We start from the raw sequence: 22,212 nt of genomic DNA, 5'->3' as shown, positions 1-22,212 counted from the left end.
GCCGTGCTCACCAGGACATGCAAATACCGCGTCGCTGGGGCGACGCCACCGGGGTTGATGCAGGCGGCGTTGGGGTTCGCTGTGCTCACCCCAACCTACGCAGAGCAACGAACCGTCGCGGCGCCCGAGCGCCGCTGTCTTCGGCATGTCTCGTGAGCACGGCGTGCAGCCGCGCGTTAGGCGGCCCGGTGCTGCGGTGAACGGCTCTGGTGACAAGGACAGCCGCGAGAGCGCAGCGGGTCGCGTCGTCCCGGACAACGAGCGGCTGTTGCACGGCGTAGCTCGTGCACGTGGTGCTGGCGTGCGGTTCAGCGCCTCTTCTTTGGTGACTTTCTTCTGGCCCCGCAGAAGAAAGTTACCCGCCCGCCGGGGCGGACTCCCGGCACCACACTCGCCACCAACCAGGCGCAACGAGGCACGACCAAAGACCACAGCCGTCATTGATGCGCCCCCAACGACAACCCAAGCAACCGCTGCTGCAACGACGCATCCTCGATCAGCTCCGCCATCGAGCCCGCATGCACCACCCGCCCGTCATCCATGACGGCCACCGAATCGCCCAACTCGGCCGCGACGCGAAAGTTCTGCTCCACCAGCAGCACCGTCGTGGCCGTGCCCTTCAGCTCCCGCAACGCCGTGATCAGGTTCTGCACGATGGCCGGCGCCAGCCCCTTGCTGGGTTCGTCGATGACCAGCAGCTCGCGCGGCTCGATCATGGCCCGCGCAATCGCCAGCATCTGCTTCTGCCCGCCCGACAGCTTGCCCGCCGGGTGCTGCCAGAACGTCTTCAGCGCGGGAAACAGCCCGAACAGCCAGTCCAGCCGCTTCGCATCCAGGTCGCCCATGCGCTTGGCCGAGCGCGCCGCCAGCAGCAGGTTCTCCGCCACCGTCAGCTCGCCGAAGATGCCCATGGTCTCCGGCACGTAGGCGATGCCGCGCGACGCGATGTCGGGCGTGGCCAGCCGGGTGATGTCCTGGCCCTTGAAGTGCACCGTGCCGGCACTCGCCATCCACAGGCCCATCAGCGTGCGCAGCGTGCTGGTCTTGCCCGCGCCGTTGCGGCCCAGCAGCATCGTCACCTGCCCGGCCGGCACGGCGAGGTCCACGCCATGCAGGATGTGATACGCCCCGACATGCGTGTGGACGCCTTTGAGCTCCAGCAAGTTCATGCCGCGACGCCCAGGTAAGCCTCTTGCACGATGGGCGAGGCGATCACCGTCGCCGGGTCGCCGTCGGCCACCAGCTTGCCCTGGTGCAGCACGATGATGCGGTCCGCCAGCTCGCGCACCACGTCCATCTTGTGCTCCACCAGCAGCAGCGTGTGGCGCTTCTCGGCCTTCAGCGCGCGGATCAGGTCCAGCACCACCGGCACCTCGTCCACGCTCATGCCGGCCGTCGGCTCGTCGAACAGGTAGACCTTCGGGTCCAGCGCGATCAGCATCGCCACCTCCAGCTTGCGCTGGTCGCCATGCGGCAGGCTGGCGGCGAGGTCGTCGGCGCGCGAGGCCAGGCGCACACGGTCGAGGATGGCCTGCGCTTCATCGATCAGCTCGCGGTGCGACAGCCACACGGACAACAGCTTCAGCCCCTTGCCGCGCCGTGCCTGCACCGCCAGCCGCACGTTCTCCAGCACGGTCAGATGGGCGAACAGCTGCGTCAGCTGGAAAGCCCGCCCCAGGCCGCGCCGCGCGCGGGCCGGGGCCGGCAGCCTCGTCAGGTTCTCGCCGTCCAGCCAGACCTCGCCGCTGCTCGCCGGCAGCTGGCCTGAGATCAGGTTGAAGTAAGTCGTCTTGCCCGCGCCGTTGGGGCCGACGATGGCCGTCAGCGTGCCGGGCTGGAAGGCGCAGCTCACGCCGTCGACGGCCACATGGCCGCCGAAGCGGATCGTCAGGTTCCTGGTTTCGAGCACGGGCCGTCCGCGGTCAACGCTTGTTCTTGATCGGGACGTTCATCTCTTCGGGCTTGATCTCCCGCACCAGCTCCGGCACGCCCCACGGGAAGGCCGGGTCCACCTTGATGCGGAAGTGGTACATGGACTGCATGGCCTGGTGGTCTTCGGCGCGGAAGGTCATCTTGCCCTTGGGCGTCTCGAAGCTCATGCCCTCCATGGTCTTGATGAGCTTGTTGGTGGCCGTGTCGCCACCGGTCTTCTTCAGCGCCTCCACGAGCGCAATCGCCGCGCTCATGCCACCGGCGGTGAAGAAGTCGGGCGGCTGCTTGTATTGCTTGTAGTGGTTGGCCACCAGCCACTCGTTGACCGGGTTCTTCGGGATGCCGAAGTAGTAGTAGGTCGCGCCCTCCATGCCCGGGAACTGCTTGTAGGCGGCCATGGCCGGCAGGATGTTGCCGCCCGAGCCCACGCCGATGCCGTAGCGCTTCTGCAGGTCCAGCGCCGCCAGCGCCGGGAACGGCGTCGTGGCACCCGCCCACACCACGGCGATGACCTTGGGGCCGGGCTTGTCCTTGAGCGCGTCCACCAGGCGCTGGATGCCGGCCGTGAAGTCGGTGGTCTGCGTGGGCAGGTATTCCTCGTGGACGATCTTGGCCTTCTTCAGCGACTCCTTGAAGGCTTTCACGCCGTCGCGGCCGAAGGCGTAGTCCTGCGCCAGCACACCGATGTTCAGGCCCGCCACGTCCGACGCGACCGCGTTGGCCAGCGCGTCCTGGCTGGAGCTGCGGCCGGTGCGGAAGATGTACTTGTTCCACTTGTCGCCCGTGATGGAGTCGGCCACGGCGGGCTCCACGAGCAGGATCTTCTTGTACTCCTCGGCCACCGGCAGCATGGCCAGCGCCACGCCCGAGGACGATGGGCCCACGGCGATGTCCGCCTTGTCGTCGCCGTAGGCCGCGGCCAGCAGGCTCTTGCCCACGTCGGGCTTGCCCTGGTCGTCCTTCTCGATGACGACGAGCTTCCTGCCCGCGACGGTCATCGTGCCGCCCGTGGCGTAGTCCAGGCCCATCATGAAGCCGATCTGCGTCTGCTTGCCGTAGGCCTCCAGCGGGCCGGTCTTGCTGTAGACGTGGGCGATGCGGATGTCGTTGCCGGCGGCCGGCGTGAGGCCAGGCAGGGCGACCGCAAGCATGGCGGCAGCGATGGCGAAGCGGCGCGTGGTGTGGCGCATGGGCTTTGTCTCCAGAAGTTCGTCAGGTCTGCTCTGTCGGCAGACGGTGCCTTCCCTTTTTGCAAGGCCCGTGCCCGGCGGGGAAGGGGTCGCCGGGGTGGTTTTTGTTCGGGTTGTCCCGCGGTTTTGAATCCATCGACAGGATGCGAGTGTCCGGAATTCAGGCGCTGCCTGAAACCTGGACTTCCAGGTCCGGCCAACGCGCCAGCCGCTCGTACAGCGACGCCCGCGAAATCTGCAGCAGCCGGGCGGCGGCCATGCGGTTGCCGCCGGTGGCCTGCAGCGCGCGGGCGATGGCGTCGCGTTCCAGTGCCTCGATGAGTTCGGGCAGCGGCGCGACCGCCTGCGAGGTCGTCACGGCGGGCTTCACAGGCTGGGCGACCGGCGCCGGCGCGGCGTTCGCAGGTGCTGCGCTGCCGCCTTGAAAACTCGCCGCCGTCAGCTGCATGTCGTCGCTCATCAGGCTGACCTGCTCCAGCGTGTTGCGCAACTCGCGGATGTTCCCCGGCCAGGCCTGCTGCATCAGCCATTCGATGGCGTCGGGGCTCAAGAGCTTCTGCGGCATGCCGCTTCGGCGGGCGATGTCTTCGCCCAGCGCCTCGGCCAGCGCCTCGATGTCGTCCAGCCGCTCGCGCAGCGCCGGCACGCGAATGGGCAGCACGTTCAGGCGGTAGTACAGGTCGGCGCGAAAGCTCCCGGCGGCCACCATGGCGGCCAGGTCGCGGCTGGTCGCGGCGATGACGCGCACGTCGATGCGCAGCACGGTGTTGCTGCCCAGCGGCTCCACCTCCTGCTCCTGCAGCACGCGCAGCAATTTGCTCTGCAGGGCAAGCGGCATGTCGCCGATCTCGTCCAGGAACAGCGTGCCGCCATCGGCCAGCTTGAATTTGCCGTCGCGGCCCTTGCGGTCGGCGCCGGTGTAGGCCCCTGGCGCGACGCCGAAGAACTCGGCTTCGAGCAGCGTCTCGGGCACGGCGGCGATGTTGACGCCCACCAGCGGCCGGTGCGCGCGGCGCGATGCCGAGTGGATGGCGTGCGCCATCAGCTCCTTGCCGGTGCCGGTCTCGCCCAGCAGCAGCACGGTGGAATCGGTCTGCGCGACGCGCCGCGCCTGGCGCTTGACCTCCAGCGCCGCGGGGCTGGTGCCGATGAAGCTGGCGATCGTGTACTTGGGCCGCCGCTGCGCGGCGAGCTGGCGCCGCGTGTCCTCCAGCTCCTGCTGCAGCCGGCCGAACTTCTGGATCAGCGGCTGCATCGTCGTCTCCGGGTGGTCCAGCAGCACCAGGCCCAGCGCGCCGATGACCTCGCCCGCGTCGTTGCGCAGCGGCAGGCGGCTGACGAGGAAGGTGCCGGCCTTGTTGGTCAGCAGGTCCACGAGGACCGGCTTGCCGGTGTCCAGCACCTGCAGCATCTGCGTGTTGGGCACGACGTCCTCGACCGGTCGGCCGACGAACTCGTGCTCGTCGGCAAAGCCCAGCGCCGGCAGGAAGCGCTTGTAGCCGTCGCTGATCCAGACCACCCGGTGGTGGCGGTCGATGACCATCATCCCTTCCGTGGACCGGGCCAGCACGTCGAACATCGAGCGCGCGGCCAGACGCAGCAGGCCGTCGACATCCTGCGGGATGTCGTTGGGTTGTGTCTGTTTTCCGGACAGGGGCATGGCCGGCGCAATGTACCGCGCCAGGCTGCCCGCCGGACCGAGGTGTTCGGGCCGAGCGCCGGGCCGCTCCCAAGCCGGCACGCGGGGGTGATCGGCTTGCGGCTCGATGCCGCAAGCATCGCCGTCCCCTCGGGGGACCGGCTGGGCACGCCCGCGTTCAGCGGGGTGAGACCGGACGAGGGGCTTCAAAACTTGTAAGTGCCGCCGATGGTGAACGTGCGCGGCGGGCCGTAGAACGCGTCCAGCACGCCCAGCGCGGCGATGTTGTAGCCGTCGGTCTTGTAGGCCTTGTTCGTCAGGTTGCTGCCTTGCAGGAAGAAGCTCAGCTGCCGGTCCTTCTCCCAGATCAGCCCGGCGTTGACCAGCGTGTAGGCGTCCTGCGCCAGGGTCTCGGCCAGGTCGGTGGTCGGGTAGACCTTGCTGCGGTGGCTGAGACTCAGGCGCGAGCGCAGCGTGCCGACGCTCAGCGGCAGCGCGTGCTCCACGTTCAGGCCGGCGGCGAACTTGGGCGTGTTGGAGAACTTCTTGTCCGCCGCCACGTTGACGCCGCGGTCGATGTACTCGTCGTACTTGGCGTCGATGGCCGCGAGGTTGCCGCTGATGCGCCAGGCGGTGGACGGCAGCCACAGGAACTCGACCTCGGCCCCCTTGACGGTGGCCTTGCCGGCGTTCGTGAAGTCGCCGAAGAAGCCGGGCTGGCCGGCGGGCGTCGTGTAGCTGGTGAACACCGACAGCTGCACGTTCTTGTACTTGTTGTAGAACAGCGCGCTGTTCAGCTCCAGCCGGCCGCCGTCCAGCACCATCTTGGCGCCCAGCTCCAGCGAGTCCAGCTTCTCGTCGTCGAAGGGCTTGCTCGACGACGGGAACGAAAGCGTGTTGGCGCGGATGTTGTAGCCGCCGCTCTTGAAGCCGCGCGAGGCGGTCGTGTAGAGCTTGACCTCGTTGCTGGCCTTGTATTCCAGCGACAGCCGCGGCGACGTGTTGGTCACGGAGCGCGTGTTGTCGAAGTTGGCCGGCACGGCGATGGGCGTGCCGCTGAAGTTGGCGTTCGCGAACGCCTGGTTCAGCACCACGGCGCGCTTGCTCTCGTCCGTGTAGCGCAAGCCCGTGCTGACCGAGAACTGCGGCGTCAGGCGCCAGCTCCAGTCGCCGAAGATGGCCTTGCCCTTCGTGAACACCGTGCCGTTGGTGGTGCCGAAGCTCAGGTTGAAGAAGTTGTTGCGCACCGTGCCGCCGGCGCGGCCGTCGAAGTAGTACAGGCCGACGACGCCCGAGCTGTTCTGGCCTTCGTAGATGGCCTGCAGCTCGTGGCTCTGCGAGCTGTCGTGGTACTCGGCGCGCACGTCGGCGATCTTGGCGGCCAGGCCGTCGAAGTCGATGGACGTGTCGGTGTCGGACTGGCGGTGCGCCAGGATGTACTTCAGGCTCCAGGCGTCGTTGACGCCCCAGTTCGCCGTCATCGACTCGCCCTCGCTCTTCGTGTAGTTGGCGTTGGGCATGCCGCTGGCGATGTCGTAGCGGCCGGTGCTGGGCGGCGTCTTGAGCGGGTCCGACGGGTTGACGTTGAGCCGCTGGAAGCCGCGCATGTGCGAGTCGTCCTTGGTGCGGTCGGCCGACACCTGCACGTTGAAGGTCGAGCCGGTCGGGAAGTAGCCGAACGACACGCGCCCGGCCATGGTGGCCTGGTCGCTGACGGGGCTGCCGTCGGTCGTGTTGGTGCCGTAGCCGTCACGGTTGAGGCTGGCGCCCGCCAGGCGGAATCGGAACTGGCCATCGTTGACGGCCGTGCCCACCGCGCCCTTGGCGGTGACCTGGCCGTAGCTGCCCACGGCCAGCGTCACCGCGCCCTCGGTCTGCTGCGGCAGCGGCTTGGAGACGTACTTCACCGCGCCGCCCACCGTGTTCTTGCCGTACAGCGTGCCCTGCGGGCCGCGCAGCACCTCCACGCGCTGTACGTCGTAGACGTCCAGCAGCGCGCCCTGCGGGCGGGCGATGTAGACGTCGTCGAAGTAGATGCCCACGCCCGGGTCCACGCCCCACAGCGGGTCGGCCTGGCCGACACCGCGGATGAAGGTCGTGAGCGTCGTGTTGCTGCCGCGCGCGGCGTAGATGGTCAGGTTGGGCACCTGGCCCTGCAGGTCACCGAGGTCCTTGATGGCCAGCCGGTCCAGCTGCTCGGCCGTCAGCGCCGTGACGGCCACGGGCACGTCCTGCAGTGATTCCTCGCGCTTGCGGGCCGTGATCTTGACGACCTCCAGCGTCGTCACGGCCACCGGTGGCGTCGCGGGGTTGGCGGACTGCGCGCCCGCTGGCAGCACGCTGGCCGCGCCCAGGGCGGCGAAAAGGGCGAGGGGCAGGCGCTGCAGGCGTGGCTGCGCCGGGTGGCTTCGAGGCATGGCTTGTCTCCGGTCTGGTGTTGTGTTTGAGCCAGACGCCACAGCGCAAGAGCCATGCCCGCACCATTCGGCCGTAAATGCCGGGCAAACCCTTGCGCGCAAACCCCGCATTTGCCTGTCCGGCAGGGCGGCGCTGTCCGGAATCCAGTCATTCGCGCGTCGCATCGCTGTCCACCATGCAGACAGCGACCCTGGGGACTGCAAGGCTGAAGGGCCGCCGCTATCCTGCGCCGCTGCCACGCCCCCCAACTTCCCTGGAGACGAATGATGCTCAAACGCCTGCTTCCCGCCGCCCTGGCCCTCGCCGTCAGCGCCACCGCGTTCGCCGCCGGCCCGCAGCTCAAGGGCCAGGCGCCGGGCTGGTACCGCCTGCAGCTCGGCGATTTCGAGATCACCGCGCTGTCCGACGGCAGCCTGGACCTGCCCGTCGACAAGCTGCTGCAGCAGCCCGCCGCCAAGACGCTGAAGACGCTGCACGACGCCCACCTGGACGTGCCGCTGGAAACGTCCGTCAACGCCTTCCTCGTCAACACCGGCAGCAAGGTCGTGCTCGTCGACACCGGCACTGCCGGCCTGTTCGGCCCGACAGCCGGGCGCGTGCTGGCCAACCTCAAGGCCTCGGGCTACACGCCGGAGCAGGTGGACGAGATCGTCATCACGCACATGCACGGCGACCACATCGGCGGCGCGTCCGCCACCGTGTTCCCGAACGCGACGCTGCGGCTGGACAAGCGCGACAGCGACTTCTGGCTCAGCGCCGAACAGGTGGCCAAGGGGGGTGACGGCGGCAAGGCCATCGCCGCGCTGGTCAAGGGCTTTGCCGACGCGGGCCGCTTCAAGCCCTTCGAGGGCACGGCCGCGGGCGTCGACATCGTGCCCGGCGTGAAGGCGTTCCCCGCCTACGGCCACACGCCCGGCCACAGCAACTACATCGCGCAGAGCAAGGACCAGAAGATCATGTTCTGGGGCGACCTGATGCACGTCGCCGCCGTGCAGTTCCCCGAGCCGGCCGTCACCATCCAGTTCGACAGCGACCCCAAGGCCGCAGCCCCCGCCCGCGAGAAGGCCTATGCCGCGGCAGCCCAAGGCGGCTACTACGTGGCCGTCGCGCATGTCAGCTTCCCCGGCATCGGCAAGCTGCGCGCCGACGGCAAGGGCTACGACTGGCTGCCGGTGAACTACTCGGCCAACCGCTGAGCCGCGGGCCACGCGCCATGGACCGGTTCACGGGGGGCTGCCTGTGCGGCGGCGTGCGGCTGGTGGCGACCGGGCGCCCCGACCGCGTCGGCCTCTGCCACTGCCTGGACTGCCGCAAGCACCACGGCGCGCTGTTCCATGCGTCCGCGGTGTTCCCGCAGGACGCGGTGACGATCGACGGCGAGACGCGCGACTACGCGGGCCGGTTCTTCTGCCCCCGCTGCGGCTCGTCCGTGTTCTCGCGCAGCCCCGGCGAAGTCGAGGTGCACCTGGGCAGCCTGGACGCGCCCGACCAGTTCAAGCCGACCTACGAGCTCTGGACCGTGCGGCGCGAGTCGTGGTTGCCGGCGTTTGCGCCCGCCCGGTGCTACGACCGCGACCGTGACGCCACGGGGCGCGCTGAAGCCTAGGCGGCGTGAGCCGTGGGGGCGGGCGGGGGCGCGTCCTCAGGTCGTGCGACCGGCGTTCGCCCTGAGCAGGCGCACGATGGTCGCCACGTTGACCGCCGCGACCACCACCTCCAGCGCCGTGCCGCCGATGGAGCCGGCGATGACGTTGTTGGCGATCCACAGCGCCGTGCCGCACAGCATCACCCCCCGCATCGCCACGCCCTGCAGCGTGAACAGTGCGACGGTGCCCAGGCACGAGGCTGCCAGCGGCAGCCAGTCGCTGGGCCGCGTGGCGATGGCCAGGCCGAAGCCGATGTTGGCGGCCACCACGCCCGCGGCCACCCACTTCGAACGCGTGTGCAGCGACAGCACCGAGCGCAGCGTCGAGAGCGACGCGCTGGCCACCGCCGTCGGGTTGCCCAGCAGCGCGAAGTGCGCGACGTAGGCGATGCACTCGCCCGTCATGAACCACTTGAAGCGCCGGTCGTCGGTCTGCAGGAAGCAGCCGACGCCGAGCACGAAAGCGACGTAGCCCAGCAGTTGGGCAGTTGAAAACCAGTCGGTGGCGGGCATGCGGCACAGGCGCGTCGTCGTCGGCCCCCAAAGACTAGGGGGTACTGAAAAGAAGCGCCGGATTGTCCCGCCGACGCCCGGGCAGGCCCCCGATGCGCGGTACGAATGCACATGCCGGTGAGTTATGCCGTGCGCTCGAATTGGCAGCGCACTTCACGGAGTAACCCGACGTGTGACGGCACAAGGCCTTGCCGATCATGCGGCCCGCCTCAGCTCTGCGACGACGTCGCCATTGCCATGCTCCCGATCACGAAGAAGCTGTCCACCGCCCTGGCCCTGGCGGGCCTGTTGATGGGCGCCCTGCCGGCCCGGGCCGAACTCCAGGTTCGCGCCAACGGCACCATGGTCTACGACACGCAGACCAACCTGACCTGGATCGCCAATGCCGGCCTGGGCGGCTTGCGCACGCAGGCCGATGCGGCGCAGTGGGCGGCCGACCTGAGCTTCGGCGGCTTCGACGACTGGCGGCTGCCCACGGTCGCGCCGGTCAACGGTGTCGCCCTGCAGCTCGATTACGCCGAGGACGGCTCCACCGATGTCGGGCTGAACAACGCCGGCCTGAACAGCGAGCTCGGCCACCTCTTCTACGCAAGCCTGGGCAACACCGCCGCCGGCCTCACGCAGACGGGCAGCTTCAGCGGCCTCGTCGACCCGGGCAACCCCATCGGCCCGGTGTTCTGGACGGGCACCGGCACCGATGCCGGCTGGGCGCTGGCCTTCTTCATGGGCATGGGCGCGCAGGACCAGCTCGCCACCGACACGCTCGGCCAGGCCTGGGCCGTGCGCGTGGGGGACGTGGGCCTGGTGCCCGAGCCCGGCAGCGTCGCCCTGCTGCTGGCCGGCCTGGTGGCCATCGCGGCCCGTCGCCGCGTTCAGTGAGGAGCCCGACATGACACGACTCAACCTGCTGCGCGGCGTCGTCGCGCTGTGCCTCGCCGCCGCCGGTGCCGCCCAGGCCCAGTACACCGCCACGCCCGCCGACTGGGCCTGCACCAACAAGGTCGGCGGCACCTGGACGCACGGCCGCGCACCGTCGCCCTGCGACGCCTCGGCCTTCGGCCCCGACAGCTTCGTGCGCGGCAACTACGGCGGCGTCATCTTCAACGACGCCGCGGCCAGCGCCACCACCGAGCGCCAGCGCTACATGCAGGCCATGTACCCGGTCATCCGCGACGCGAGCGAACGCTACCTGCGCTCGCGCAAGCCCGACGTGTCCACGCGTGAGCTGGAGGCCTTCCAGCGCGGCACCTTCGCGACGCTGCGCCAGGAGACGTTCTGGTCGCACTACCGCGACGCGCAGACCGCCACCGGCCAGCCCTGGATGCTGAAGATGATGCGCGGGGACAGCGGCCACGGCCACGGGATGATGCAGGTCGACGACCGCTATCACTTCACCCAGCTCCAGCAAGGCACGGGCTGGAACATGATGCAGAACTTCACCTACGCGATCGACATCTACTACGACGCGTGGCAGGCCGCACCGGCGGCATGCCTGGCCGGCGTCACCACGCCGACCGGCACCGCGGCCGAGGTCGACGAGTACTGGCGCAGCCGCGCCCGCTCGGCCTGGTCGGCCTACAACGGCGGCCCCACCAAGGTCTGCCGCTGGCAGAACCCCGCCGACGCTAACGTGGCCAAGGACAACGGCTACCGCGACAACTACGACGCCCGCCTGTGGCTGACCGACGTGGCCGACACCGCCACGGCCGCCGGCATCGACGTGGCCTGCCTGATGGACAACGGCCCGCAGTGCCCCGTGCCCACGGGCGGTGCCGTCGAGCCCGGCAAGCTGCTGCAGGTCGGCGCCGCCGCCTGCGTGCTCAACGGCAGCACGCTGGAATGCGTGGACGACGTGCGCGACGCCGCGTGCCTGGCCATCCGTGCGCCGTTCGAGGAGGGCAGCATCGTGCCGACCTATGTCGCGCAGACCACGGGTTATGCCCGCATCGACCACAACCGGCACCAGCTCTGCCGTGCCGGGGTCGTGGGCCTGCAGTCGCTGGCCAGCGCCATCGCCACGCAGCAGCCGCTGGACCTGCGCTCCGCGCCGGACGGCATGGTGCTGGGCCAGGCGCCGGCGGGCACCTACCAGGTGCTGGATTTCATGGTCAGCAGCGCGCAGCAGCAAAAGCGCCTGTACCGCATCCGCGCCACGCTCAATGGCACGCTGACGGACGGCTGGATCGACGGCGGCGACGGCAGCAACCACGCCACGCGCGCCATCGGTGCGGCGCCCACCGGGGCCGGCGCCATCGCCTACCCCGGCGACTGGGTCAAGGTCGTGCCCAACCTGAACACCCGCGCCACGCCCGGCGGCACGCTGCTCATCACCATCCCCGCCGGCACCGTCGTGCAGGTCAAGGAGGTCTTCGGCACCGCGTCGGCCAACAACCTGTACTACCGCGTCGACTACCTGCACAGCGACGGTGTGCTGCGCGAGGGCTGGATCTTTGCCGGCAACCTCTACCCGGCGTCCACGCTGGCGAACTGGGCCGTGCCCACGGCGGCGCCCTCGGCTGCCAGGCATGCGATCTGCCCGAACGGCACCCGCTACGACCACCACCTGCGCCAGTGCATGAGCGCGAGCCAGACCTACGGCCCGTTCACCGCGAGCACGACGCAGGCCTGCGTGGACGCGGGCGGCGGCGCCGTCTGCACGGCCAGCCGGCCCACGGTGGTCGAGGGCGTGGCCGTGACCCTGCCCATCTGGAGCAAGGCGCAGGCGGCCGCGGCCACCGGCAACGGCGACTGCCCGCGCGGCGCCGCGCGCTCCGCGACGCACCGCTTTCACTGCACCGAAACCGTCGTGCGCAATGGCGTGGCGGAGACCGACGTGTACGGCCCCTTCGGCACGACGCTGGCCAATGCCTGCCTGGCGCGGTCCGGCAATGCGGCCTACTGCCGCACCAATCGCTGGCCGGCCGCGACCTTCCTGGCCGTGCAGCCCTGACCCGGCATGAAGACCGCCTTCGCAGTGGCCGCCATCGCGGCCCTGGTGGCCCTGGCGGCCGGGGCGTGGTGGTTCGCGCACGAGGACGAGGCCGTGGCCGCCGCGCCGGCCCGCGTGGCGGCGGCGCCCGGCCTGCCGGCCAGCGCCGTGCTGCCGGTGCCGCCCGCCTCCGCAGCCCCGGCGGGCGAAGGGGCAGAGCCCGTCATCCCCGCCGCGCTCGCCGCCGCGCCGCCGGCTCAGGCGCTGCGGTCACTGGTGCAATGCCATGCGGCCAACACCTGCCGCGTCACCAGCCAGGAGGGCCTGGACGGGCACTTCGAGATCGTCGCGGCGGTCCGCCAGCAACTCGACCGGCTGGTGGCGCAGGGCAGCCCGGCCGAGCAGGCCGCCTGGGCGCGCGAGCTGCTCGCCTTCCCCGACGGCCACGTGCAGGCGGCGGCCCTGGCGCTGGCGGCCCGGCTGCCCCCTTCCGCCGAGACCGTGTCCGCCGCCGTCTCGGCGCTGGGCAAGACCTACGACGCCGTGCTGCTGTCCCAGGCCTATCCGGTGCTCAAGCAGTGGCAGCAGCTGGGCCTGTCGGCCGGCTACGACGACATGTTCCTCGGCCTCGTGCACACCGGCGGCTGGCAGGCCGCGCAATCGGTGGCCGAGAACATCGGCCCGTTCCTGAACGCCGGCAACCTGGCCCGCTTCGAACAGGTGGCCCGCGAACTGCAGCCGGGCGTGCGCCAGCAGTCGCTGCAGCGCGCGCTGCGGGACTATCGGCTGCAGCAGCAGGGGGGGTGAGGTTCGGTCGGCGTCAGGGGTGACGGGCAGTCAGGCAGCGTTCTATCCGTTGCCGCCCTTCGCCGCCCGGCCCTGGTCGCCGTCAACCTGTCGTTCGCGCGGGCGAGGCGAGGGTGGCGACTCTCGGCCCCGGTGATGTTTGGGGTTCGTGGACTCACCCCAACCGACCGGGCCGAGCAGCTACTCGGCCTGCTTGAATTGAACAATGTTGCCCTCCGGGTCCCAACCGCCGAGGACGACATGGCCGCGAAAGTGCCAAGCCCCGGCCTCCGTTTTGAGGTAGCCCCCTGTGGCCTCCGCTGCGCTGCGAACCTGTGCCAGGCTGTTGACGACGAACGTCGGCTTGAAGGGCGTTGCTTCCCTGGGTTCGGGCGGTTTCGAAATCGCTAGTCCCGCAGCGTACTTTCGCGGGATGGTGTGAATCACCACCTCATAGACCTTGTCTCGCAGCAGATCGTGAGACGACTCCGACTCGATGACGTCCAGGCCCAGTGTCTGCTGGTAGAAGGCGGAGACGCGCTTCTTGTTCTTGGCGAAAACAACGAGGCCTTGTTGAGGCATGTTCTGTTCCCTGAATCTGATGGCGGCTGCCTGCCCATGGACGTTGGTTGTACCGCCTAGCGAATGAAGGGGACTTCTCCCCCGTAGGCGTGCGTTCGAAGATGCATTTCACGGGTCGGACCGGCAGCAGGCAAGCTCGACTAACCCTGTGCCGCGCCCATGGTGGCGACGGCGATGAGTGAATGGCAGCTTGCAGGCCGCGCCAAGCCAGAGGCTTGGCCCTTCGCCAGGCATAAGCTGCCCTCAGGGCGCCTTGTGTCAGGGCTCAGCCCTGCTGAGCGGTTGGTATCTGGGCCCGCACCGAAACCCGAGCAACAAGGCCGCCTGTAGATGTGCAGTCTGTTTTCTGTGGCGCTGCATCGAACTCGAATTCAGGTCTTGAAGGGAAAACAGCAAAGGCACGTATCGAAAGCAGCCAATACCGAATCGGTTGATTTACCGGGAAGTCCCTGTAGAAGGTTAGCCGACATGCTCGGACAGTGGAACGTTGACGCCCGCGTGACGTTCGACGTTGTACGTGAGACCTCCGCCGAACGGATAGTCGTCGATGTGTTCGCGCAGTTCGGCTGTGTCGGATTCGTAGAGTGTGAATCTGTACTTCTTGCTGTAGGACGCGGATCCAGGCTGTGCAGCGACCTGAAGATTCGCGACGTACTCGCCTGGCAGCCAGACGAACAGTTTTTCAAAGAGTGTGTTGAATGGCTGGATGAGCGCCGGATCTGCAACAACTGCAGCCTTTTCGTCTTCCGGTCGCGCTCTGATCTTTCGACGGATGTCTGAGTCCAGTGCCGAAATATTCTCACGAAATTGCTTTTCCGTTAGGCGGTCAAAGAAATTCAGAAAGGCAACGCTGTGTGCCCATGTCTCGCCGGGCTTGAGTGAGAACGGGACGAAGAGTACGGAAGACTGCGACGAAGGCAGTTCAAAGTAGTTCTGTGCGGGTAAGGTCACCAGTGACTTTCCATCGCGGACGATGTCCAGTCGTAGACCTCGGATGCGAAGTTCCCGACCCCCGGTGTTCCGAACGCTGACTACGACGCTTGCGTTCGGATTTCCGACCTTGTGCGTGATGCCTATTCGGCTGTGTACCTCAACTTCGAGGCGTTTTGGTCGCAGCAGCAAATGAATAGGTGGCAGCTGAGATAGCACGACCGCGATCAGCGCCCAAACTGCTGCCCAGAACGTCCAGTCGAGGTAGAACGGGGGAGGGGGTGTTGGCATTGGGGCCTTATGTTGGCTAGACGTTGAAGCTGAGCCGCGAGCGGCGGCTTGCCGACGCGAGTCGGCTCGAGCGACAGGTTAGGCGTCGGGTGCTGGCTAGCAGCAGACCCGGTGCCACTAGTTTGCTTGGCTGAAGAATACATAGGCAGAACTGTTGTCGGAATCGCGATAGAGATGAAAGCCAAGAACCTGCCTCCAACCATTCGGCCCTTCCAATAGCGAGCGGACGTCAGCAGCCGCTTCGGAGGAATTCTGCTCTTGGACCTTGAACGCCAAGCGACGCTTTAGTAGGTGTTCATAGATTGCACCAACGAACTTTTCCGGGTCGCCTGGAAGAGTAGGTGCGTCGCTAAGTTGGAACTCGCGTACCGCCCATTCGATGAGCTGGGATGCGGATCGCACCTTTCGATGATTCAGATCGATCGCGATTGGCATGGCAGTCCTGACGCCTAACTATTGGTTTATCCAGCACGCCGTGCCGCATAACTCCGCGAATTGCCGCTTAACCAAGTCCCCGAAAGCCCTGGCAATGCCTTGTCAGGGAATGACATTTCGTCCGACGCGTGGCACATCGCGGTCATTCAACAGGTGCAAAAAGCAGCAGGCATGGCAGCGACTCTGCCAGCCGCCTTCTGTGTGGGCAACGGGGGGTATTCACGCCCCTGGAGGACGCATGAGCGGTTCGATGCGGCGGCGCCCGACGTCGGCCTTTCGCGGGCGCCTGGCCCACAACCGCCGCGCCGCCAACGTCTACGGCGCCAACGACGCCAGCGCATCCCCAATCGCTGCCGCCTGCTGCGGCCGCACGACGCGGGCGACCTCCCGGCCGTCCTGCAGCAGCACCAGCGTCGGCCACAGCTTGATGCCGAAGGACCGGCCCAGCGGCCGGCCTGGGCCGTCTTCCACGCGCAGGTGGCGCAGCGGTGCGCCCGCGGCATGCGCAGCATGCGCGGCCAGGGCCTGGGCGATGGCCGGGGTGGCGGCCTGGCAGATGCCGCACCAGTTGGTGCCGAACTCCAGCACCGTCGGGCCGGGCAAGGCGTCCACCTCGGCGCGTGACAGCGTCTCGGCGGCGTAGGGTGCAAGCGTGGTCATGGGCATCTCCGGTGGCAGGGCGTCAGCGGTGTCAGCAGTGTCAGAGGCAAGGGCGGTGCCCGGCCGGCTCACGGCGTCTGCGAGGGCCAGCGCTCCACGCGGCCGTCCGCATGGCGCGCAAAGCGCCCGTCCTCCTCGCCGTGCACCGGCGCCGCGTCGGGCCAGGGCCAGCCGCCGAACTGGGTGCGGCGGTAGTCCTCGAAGGCCTGGCGCAGCTCCTGCTCGGTGTTCATGACGAAGGGGCCGTACTGGGCGACCGGCTCGCCGATGGGGCGGCCCTGCAGCATCAGCAGTTCGGCGGGCTCGGCGCCTTCGTTCACGAGCGTGATGGCGGCGCCGGCCCGCACCTCGACGGCGTGCTTCACGGCCACGGGCTGGCCGTCCACCGCCAGCCGCGAGCCGGCAAAGAAGTAGAGCTTGCGGCGCGTGCCCGTGCCGGCGGCCGGCGGCAGCACCCAGCGCGCGCCCGGGGCCAGGCGCAGCGTCCAGATGGCGACGTCGGCGTCCGCCCGCGAGGCCCAGGAGTCGGGCGGCGGCGGCAGGGGCGTGGCGGTGCCGGCCGGCAGCGGCAGGGCGCCGGCGATGCACACGACCTCCGTCGCCCGCCCGGCCTCGTCCATGAAGCGGTGGCCCGGGATGTCGTGCGACCAGAACATCGTGAAGTGCGGCGCCACCATCTTGCTGGCCGCCGGCAGGTTGAGCCAGATCTGGAACAGCTCCAGCGGGTTGGGCGCATCGGTGCGCAGCAGTGGGAACATCTCGGCATGCACGATGCCGCGCCCGGCGGTCAGCCACTGCACGTCGCCGCCGCCGAAGCGCGCGCCCGCGCCGAGCGAGTCCGAATGGTCGATGCGGCCCCGGCGCACGATGGTCACCGTCTCGAAGCCGCGGTGCGGGTGGGCCGGGAAGCCCGGCACCTGCTCGCCGTGGTACATGCGCCAGCCGTCCTGGCCGGCAAAGTCCGAGCCGATCTGCCGGCCGCGCAGCAGCGCCGCGTCCGGCCCGTAGCGGCCGTTGCCGGGCGGGTAGGCGTCGTCGTGGTGGACGCAGAACAGGAAGGGGTCCAGCGTTTCCCAGGGCATGCCCAGGGGCGTGACGGCGAGGAGGGAGGGCGGCAAGGTGGCGGTGCTCATGGCGCCAGCCTAGCGCGTGTCGGTTGACCCTGCCCGCCCGGGCCGACGATGAAGCTCAGCGGTCCCCGCAGGAGGTCCGTCCGTGCGCAAGGGGAAGACCTCCAAAGGTGTTTCCCACCCGCCGCATGGCGCCCGCTGAACTCAGGTCCCGATCAGGCTTTCGGCCGGGATCCCAAGCTGGGCATGCAGCCGCCGCACCATGGCCAGCGTCAGCGGCCTCTTGCGTGCCAGCACCTCGTACACACGGTTCGTGCGGCCGATCATCGGCTCCAAGTCGTGCACGGTGAGGCCATGCTGTTCCATGCTGAATTTGATGGCCTCGATCGGGTCAGGTGCAGACATGGGGAAGTGTTTGCGCTCGTAGGCCTCCACCAGGGTGGAAAGAACCTCAAGGCGGTCGCCATCGGGTGTCCCGACGTTGGGATCAAGGTCCACCAGCATCGAGACCTCGCGCAGCGCAGCACGGTAGTCGCCTTCAGTGCGGATCGGTGTGATTTCCATCGTCATCTCCTGAAGCTTCAGCCGGTCATGTCCACGGTGGCGGCATCGATCTTGTCGTAATCCGTGTGCGTGCCAATGAACTTCACGTAGGCCACCTGGACGCGGTAGGCAAACGCCACGATCAGGCGGTACTTGTTGCCAGCGACGTTGAACACGACCCGGTTGTTTCCAATGATGCTGGCATTGCCGTATTGCGCCTTGACTTCGGCGGGTGACGCCCAAGTGGCTCTCGTGGCCACGGCATACCAGCTTTGCAGCGGCTCCTTGGCGTCATCCCGGCCCGGCTGGGTCCAGAAGTCCTTGAGCGTGGAGATGGCGACGACCCGCATGCTTCACATGCTAGTCCCAAATTGGGACTAGCACAACATCGGTGCTCCGGACGTCACCCGCTCCACCACCTTCCGACGGTGTGGATGTCACTCGTTCCCCTTCGCGTCGTTCTCCTCGCTCGCCGCAGCCTTCGCCCCCTGTGCCGGCCACGCCCCACCCGCGCTGAAGGCCGCCCAGGCCCAGCCCACCCACTTCAGCAGCGACACGGCCAGCCACAGCGCCCAGGCCAGCATCGCCACGCGGTACAGCCACACCGGCGCGCTCAGCACCCAGGCGCCGGCCGTGTGCTCGGTGAAGCGGTCGGATGTCCAGCTCAGCAGGTGGCTGCCGGACCCGGGCCCGGCGATCATCAGGTCCGGGTAGCCCAGCAGCCCGGTGCGCAGCACGTCCAGCAGCGCGCCGATGGCGAACAGCGTCCACAGCACCAGCAGCCACTGCACGAGGATGCGCGCCCAACGCGCCGCGTCGGGCACCGCCAGCGCCCAGCGCCGCCGCGCCTCCAGCAGCGCGAACCAGCCCGCCAGCAGCGCCAGCGCCGCCAGCGACACCGGCGCCACGCCCAGCGCCAGGATCAGCCACGCCGGCCGCGCCATGACGCCCGGCAGCCCGCGCGGCGCGAACCAGGCCAGCACGAGCACGACCGCCAGCACGCCCCAGATCAGCACGGCCGGCCCCATCAGCGGCCCGCCCAGCGCGAGCACGATGCGGTTCTGCGGCACGTTCAGCGTCAGCGCGTCGTTGACGCCCGGCAGCCCCAGTGCCAGGCCCTCGTGGCGCCACAGCGTGCCCATGCCCGCGGGCTCGCGCCAGCGGATCTGCACATCCTGCGCGCCGGGCGTCAGCGGCAGCGACACGGCGCCGTCGCGCAGCTGCAGCGGCAGCACGTCGCCGCGCAGCGTCACGCCCAGCAGCTCCGCGCCGGCCGGCAGCTGGATCGCATGCGGGCCGCCCAGGCTGGCGCGCAGCTTCAGGTCCAGCTGCAGGTCGGTGCTGCGCTCGCCGGGGTCGATGGTGGTGCGCACGCTGTCCAGCGTCAGCGTCTGGCCGGCCACGCCGGCGGGCTTGCGCACCGCCAGCTTCAGCGTCTCGCCGGGCCAGGGCCGCCACTCGGGCTGCCACTGGCCGCCCTGCTGCAGCGCCGTGGCGGCCAGGCCGCTGGCGTCCACATGCCATTGCGCCGACGCGTCCAGCGTCCAGCGCTCCACCTGGTTGGGCTCGCGGCCGGCCACCAGCGTCAGCGTTTCGGTGGGGGTCAGCGTGCTCTCCACGACCGTGTCGTCGTCGCCGCCGAGCTGCAGGCTGGCGACACCACCGTCCACCGTCACGCGCGCATCGCTGACGGCCTCGCCCGGCAGCAGCGCCCAGCGCACGCGCAGCGGCGCGCGGCTGGGGGCCAGGCGCTGGATCTGCGTCGCTGCCTGCCAGCGCAGGCCCAGCGACAGGTGCCGGTCCACGCGCACCAGCGGCGGCAGCGCGTCGCGCTGCGTGCCGGCGTCTTCCGCGCGGGTGCTGCCGGCCGCCACTTCGCGGCTCAGCGTGATCGCGCCGGTGCTCTCGCCGCGCGGGTCCAGCCCGGCCAGCGCCCAGCCCTTCAGCTCGCTCTGCAGCGCGCGCGGCGGCAGCGGCAGCGCGATGTCCAGGCCGCTGGCGTTGCCCACGTCGGCCGTGAGCACGACCTGGTGCACGCCGGCCGGCACGGCGATCAGCAGCCGGCCTTCGCCATTGCGCCGCGTCGCGGCCGGCTGGCCGTCCAGCGTCACGCTGCCCGGCTGCCAGCCCGTGCCCTGGCCCGGCAGCGGCACGGCCACCAGCGCCTGCGCATGGATCTCGGCACGCAGCTGCACGGTCGCGCCCGACGCGCTGACGAACAGCCGCGCCAGCTCCGCGCAGCGCGGCAGGCAGTCCGGCGGCGCGGCGAGCTTGTCGCGCACGGCCTGGAGCTGCTCGTCGCTGGGCCAGCTGGCAGTGCTGGCGCTGCCGGCGCTGCCGGCCTCGGGCTTGGCGACGGTGGGCGGCGCCGCGTCGCTGGGCGTGGGCGCCAGGCCCAACGTCATCAGCAGCGCCGCGGCGGCCACGCCGGCCGCGCTGGCCCCGCTGACCCTATGCCTGGGCAGTCGCGGCGGCCTCATGCCGGTGACGACGACGAGTGCCAGCGCCAGCAGCGCCAGGCCCGAGAGCTTGAGCAGCGCCGTGGCCCACGGCGGCAGCAGCCACAGGCGCAGCGTCTGCTCCGGCGTGACCGGGCCGCTCCAGGTCAGCGTGTGGCCGCGCCAGGACCACGTGGGCAGGCCGGGGCCGGTCTGCACGCGGGCGTTGGGGTCGACGCGTTCCATGACGTTCTTCGACTCGTAGCCGCTGTCTTTGGCCGGCGCGCGGGAGCGTTCAGAGGGGGCCATTTGCATGGCCGGCGCTGCGGCCGGAAGCGCTTGCTCGCGCATGGAAAATCCTGCCATCGAGCGGTCGCTTTCAAGACTGGGATAGATCGCCTCCCGCACCTGCTGCACCGCGAACGGCAGCAGCACCAGCGCCAGCACGGCCGCCACCGCGAGGCGGCCGCGCGCGAAGGCCGTCTGCGCGCGGCCCGCCGGCAGCACGCGCGCCAGCGCCGTCAGCGCCAGCAGGCCGAACCACAGCACCGCGGCCGGGCTGCCCGGTGTGTGCCAGGTCAGCACCAGCGCCGCGGCCAGCAGCAGGCCCACGCGCCAGCCCAGCAGCCGCTGCGCGGCGAGCGCGGCCAGCAGCACGAAGAAGAAGTCCCACAGCGTCCACATGCCCACCCACGCGCCGTCGGCGCTGCTGGGGCCTTGCGCATGCAGCAGCCGCCAGCCGGGCGGCAGTTGCAGCACCGCCTGCAGGTGGTCCACGTTCACGCGCCAGCCGCTCGCGGGCAGCGCCTCGCCGGCCGGCCAGCGGCTGTCGGCCTCGATGCTGGCGCTGCGCTCGCGCACCTCGAAGCCGGCGGGGCCGTCCGCGGCCAGCCGCGTGATGGGCTGGTCCTGCGCGCCCAGCGCCGCGCGGCCGAGCTGGCCGGGTGCGGGCATGGCGAGCCGCGAACTGGCCGAGAGCTGGCCTTCGAACTGGTCGTTCGCCGTCAGCCCGCGGCCGTCGAAGTCCAGCCACAGCCGGCGCTGCAGGCGCAGCGTGTCCGGCGCCGGCCTGGCGTTGCCACGCTGCAGCTCGGTCAGCTTCAGCGTCTCGCCGGGCTTCAGGCGGAAGGCCGGCAGCGCGCGCCAGGCCTCGGGCATCTCGACCTGGCGCGGGTCCACGCTCGCCGGGCCTTCGGGGCGGATCTGCCGCAGCGCCGGCGCGGCCTTGACGACCCAGACTTCCTCGTCCGCAGCCTCCTTGGGCAGCGTCAGCGCCTGCACCGGCGTGTTCAGCCGCGACCGCAGCTCGATGTGCCACGCGCCGGGGCGGGCCTGCACGACGAGCTGGCCATCCTCGGTCAGCCGCGCGGGCAGCGGGCTGTCCAGCTGCATCGCACGCAGGCCCGGCAGCAGCGCCAGCGGCAGCGCCACGGCGCGGGCGCGGCCGGCCACGCGCAGTTCGAAGGCGGTGGTCACGGTCAGCGGCAGCTCGTCGTCGACCAGGCGCACGGTCTGCACGCCGAGGCTGTCGGTGGCCTCCGTGGGGCTCGCGACGGCGCGCAGCCACAGGCGCCCTTCGCCGTCCGGCGCGCGGCTTTGCGTGGCGCCGTCGCTGCTCACGACGATGGCGCCCAGGCCCGCGGGCACGGCCAGGTTCTGCGGCATCTGCGCCCAGGTGATGCGGCCTTCGACGACGTGCGTGCCGGGCGCGAGCCACACGCCCGGGTGGCCGTCCGCTTCGGTCACGGGCAGCGGCTTGCCGCCGGCCTTCACGTCCTGCGGCCAGGCCCCGGCCTCGCCGGGCAGGGCCACGCGCGCCGGGGCGCCGAACACCTGGACGTCGAGCCGGAACGTCGCGTCGCGCGTGCCTGCGGCGAGCTGCAGGCGGCCGGGCCAGACGCAGACGGGCGCCTCGTTCTCTGCTGCACCCGTGGGGCAGCCCAGCGGCGGCTGGCCCTGCTGCGCCCAGGGCAGCCAGTCGCGCACGGCGGGCGGCAGCTCGGCCGGGGTCAGCGGCGCGGCCTGGGCGGCCAGCGCGCTCATCAACAGGCCAGCGGCCAGGCGGCGGATCTTGATCGTCGTCTGCATGGGCGTCTCCGTTGGGGGCGGATCGTCGCAGACCTTTTGGGCTCAGCGTGGCTGATTGCTTAGGAGCGGGCGGGCAGTTCTGAGCCCGGGTGGGTGGCTGCCGAGGCAAATCCCGGCACGGTA

At 69.9% G+C, this 22,212-nt stretch carries 19 protein-coding genes; 5 read left to right on the top strand and 14 right to left on the bottom strand.

The genetic code is table 11. The annotated features are described in order from the left end of the window. Positions 1 to 437 precede the first annotated feature (437 nt). The 5 genes from ACO07H_RS02670 to ACO07H_RS02650 form a co-directional block, all read right to left on the bottom strand. Entirely contained in the window at positions 438 to 1,169 is a 732-nt protein-coding gene (locus ACO07H_RS02670) for an ABC transporter ATP-binding protein (protein ID WP_422010839.1), read from the bottom strand. Beyond that, positions 1,166 to 1,909, bottom strand: a complete 744-nt coding sequence (locus ACO07H_RS02665) for an ABC transporter ATP-binding protein (protein WP_422010837.1) — start codon at positions 1,907 to 1,909, stop codon at positions 1,166 to 1,168. The genes ACO07H_RS02670 and ACO07H_RS02665 overlap by 4 nt, the downstream gene beginning before the upstream one ends. 13 nt (positions 1,910 to 1,922) lie before the next feature. Next, positions 1,923 to 3,122 (bottom strand): substrate-binding domain-containing protein, encoded by a 1,200-nt coding sequence (locus tag ACO07H_RS02660; RefSeq protein WP_422010835.1) that lies wholly within the window; start codon positions 3,120 to 3,122, stop codon positions 1,923 to 1,925. Positions 3,123 to 3,282: 160 nt separating this feature from the next. After that, on the bottom strand, positions 3,283 to 4,782 hold the full coding sequence (locus ACO07H_RS02655; protein WP_422010833.1) for a sigma-54 interaction domain-containing protein: 1,500 nt from the start codon (positions 4,780 to 4,782) through the stop codon (positions 3,283 to 3,285). Positions 4,783 to 4,967: 185 nt separating this feature from the next. Continuing rightward, positions 4,968 to 7,178: a TonB-dependent receptor gene (locus ACO07H_RS02650; RefSeq protein ID WP_422010831.1), complete on the bottom strand. Its 2,211-nt coding sequence runs from the start codon at positions 7,176 to 7,178 to the stop codon at positions 4,968 to 4,970. 267 nt (positions 7,179 to 7,445) lie between these two features. On the opposite strand from ACO07H_RS02650, the gene ACO07H_RS02645 reads away from it, so the two are divergent. Together ACO07H_RS02645 and ACO07H_RS02640 are read left to right on the top strand one after the other, a co-directional pair. Continuing rightward, positions 7,446 to 8,375 carry an MBL fold metallo-hydrolase gene (locus ACO07H_RS02645; protein ID WP_422010829.1) on the top strand — a complete coding sequence of 310 codons (930 nt, stop codon included), beginning with the start codon at positions 7,446 to 7,448 and terminating at the stop codon, positions 8,373 to 8,375. A gap of 17 nt (positions 8,376 to 8,392) precedes the next feature. Beyond that, positions 8,393 to 8,785 carry a GFA family protein gene (locus tag ACO07H_RS02640; RefSeq protein ID WP_422010827.1) on the top strand — a complete coding sequence of 131 codons (393 nt, stop codon included), beginning with the start codon at positions 8,393 to 8,395 and terminating at the stop codon, positions 8,783 to 8,785. A 36-nt stretch (positions 8,786 to 8,821) separates the two neighbouring features. Here ACO07H_RS02640 and ACO07H_RS02635 read toward each other — a convergent pair whose 3' ends face one another. After that, positions 8,822 to 9,337, bottom strand: a complete 516-nt coding sequence (locus tag ACO07H_RS02635) for a YgjV family protein (RefSeq protein ID WP_422010825.1) — start codon at positions 9,335 to 9,337, stop codon at positions 8,822 to 8,824. A gap of 237 nt (positions 9,338 to 9,574) precedes the next feature. On the opposite strand from ACO07H_RS02635, the gene ACO07H_RS02630 reads away from it, so the two are divergent. From ACO07H_RS02630 to ACO07H_RS02620, 3 genes are read left to right on the top strand one after another with little or no spacing between them, the layout of a single operon-like run. Continuing rightward, entirely contained in the window at positions 9,575 to 10,216 is a 642-nt protein-coding gene (locus ACO07H_RS02630) for a PEP-CTERM sorting domain-containing protein (RefSeq protein ID WP_422010823.1), read from the top strand. Positions 10,217 to 10,226: 10 nt separating this feature from the next. Then, a complete protein-coding gene (locus ACO07H_RS02625; protein ID WP_422010821.1) occupies positions 10,227 to 12,287 on the top strand; it encodes a hypothetical protein in 2,061 nt (686 codons plus the stop codon). Positions 12,288 to 12,293: 6 nt separating this feature from the next. Beyond that, positions 12,294 to 13,073 (top strand): hypothetical protein, encoded by a 780-nt coding sequence (locus ACO07H_RS02620; RefSeq protein WP_422010819.1) that lies wholly within the window; start codon positions 12,294 to 12,296, stop codon positions 13,071 to 13,073. Between the two features lie 180 nt (positions 13,074 to 13,253). On the opposite strand, the gene ACO07H_RS02615 is transcribed toward ACO07H_RS02620, so the two are convergent. From ACO07H_RS02615 to ACO07H_RS02580, 8 genes are all read right to left on the bottom strand, one after another. Continuing rightward, on the bottom strand, positions 13,254 to 13,634 hold the full coding sequence (locus ACO07H_RS02615) for a VOC family protein (protein WP_422010817.1): 381 nt from the start codon (positions 13,632 to 13,634) through the stop codon (positions 13,254 to 13,256). 459 nt (positions 13,635 to 14,093) lie between these two features. Next, entirely contained in the window at positions 14,094 to 14,855 is a 762-nt protein-coding gene (locus ACO07H_RS02610; RefSeq protein ID WP_422010815.1) for a hypothetical protein, read from the bottom strand. Positions 14,856 to 14,972: 117 nt separating this feature from the next. Next, positions 14,973 to 15,290 (bottom strand): hypothetical protein, encoded by a 318-nt coding sequence (locus ACO07H_RS02605; RefSeq protein WP_422010813.1) that lies wholly within the window; start codon positions 15,288 to 15,290, stop codon positions 14,973 to 14,975. 315 nt (positions 15,291 to 15,605) lie between these two features. Further along, the gene (locus tag ACO07H_RS02600; RefSeq protein WP_422010811.1) at positions 15,606 to 15,950 is read right to left on the bottom strand and encodes a thioredoxin family protein; all 345 of its coding nucleotides are present in this window, start codon (positions 15,948 to 15,950) and stop codon (positions 15,606 to 15,608) included. A 68-nt stretch (positions 15,951 to 16,018) separates the two neighbouring features. Beyond that, on the bottom strand, positions 16,019 to 17,083 hold the full coding sequence (locus ACO07H_RS02595; protein WP_422010809.1) for a pirin family protein: 1,065 nt from the start codon (positions 17,081 to 17,083) through the stop codon (positions 16,019 to 16,021). Positions 17,084 to 17,224: 141 nt separating this feature from the next. Then, on the bottom strand, positions 17,225 to 17,584 hold the full coding sequence (locus tag ACO07H_RS02590) for a helix-turn-helix domain-containing protein (protein WP_422010807.1): 360 nt from the start codon (positions 17,582 to 17,584) through the stop codon (positions 17,225 to 17,227). 17 nt (positions 17,585 to 17,601) lie between these two features. Further along, on the bottom strand, positions 17,602 to 17,913 hold the full coding sequence (locus ACO07H_RS02585; protein ID WP_422010805.1) for a type II toxin-antitoxin system HigB family toxin: 312 nt from the start codon (positions 17,911 to 17,913) through the stop codon (positions 17,602 to 17,604). An 87-nt stretch (positions 17,914 to 18,000) separates the two neighbouring features. Then, a complete protein-coding gene (locus tag ACO07H_RS02580) occupies positions 18,001 to 22,089 on the bottom strand; it encodes a hypothetical protein (protein WP_422010803.1) in 4,089 nt (1,362 codons plus the stop codon). Between the last annotated feature and the right edge of the window lie 123 nt (positions 22,090 to 22,212).

This window comes from Roseateles sp., assembly GCF_965229315.1.
In the GTDB taxonomy this organism is placed as follows: Bacteria; Pseudomonadota; Gammaproteobacteria; order Burkholderiales; family Burkholderiaceae_C; genus Pelomonas.
Note: the sequence above shows the minus strand (reverse complement) of the source record. Positions and strands in the feature narration are given on the sequence as shown.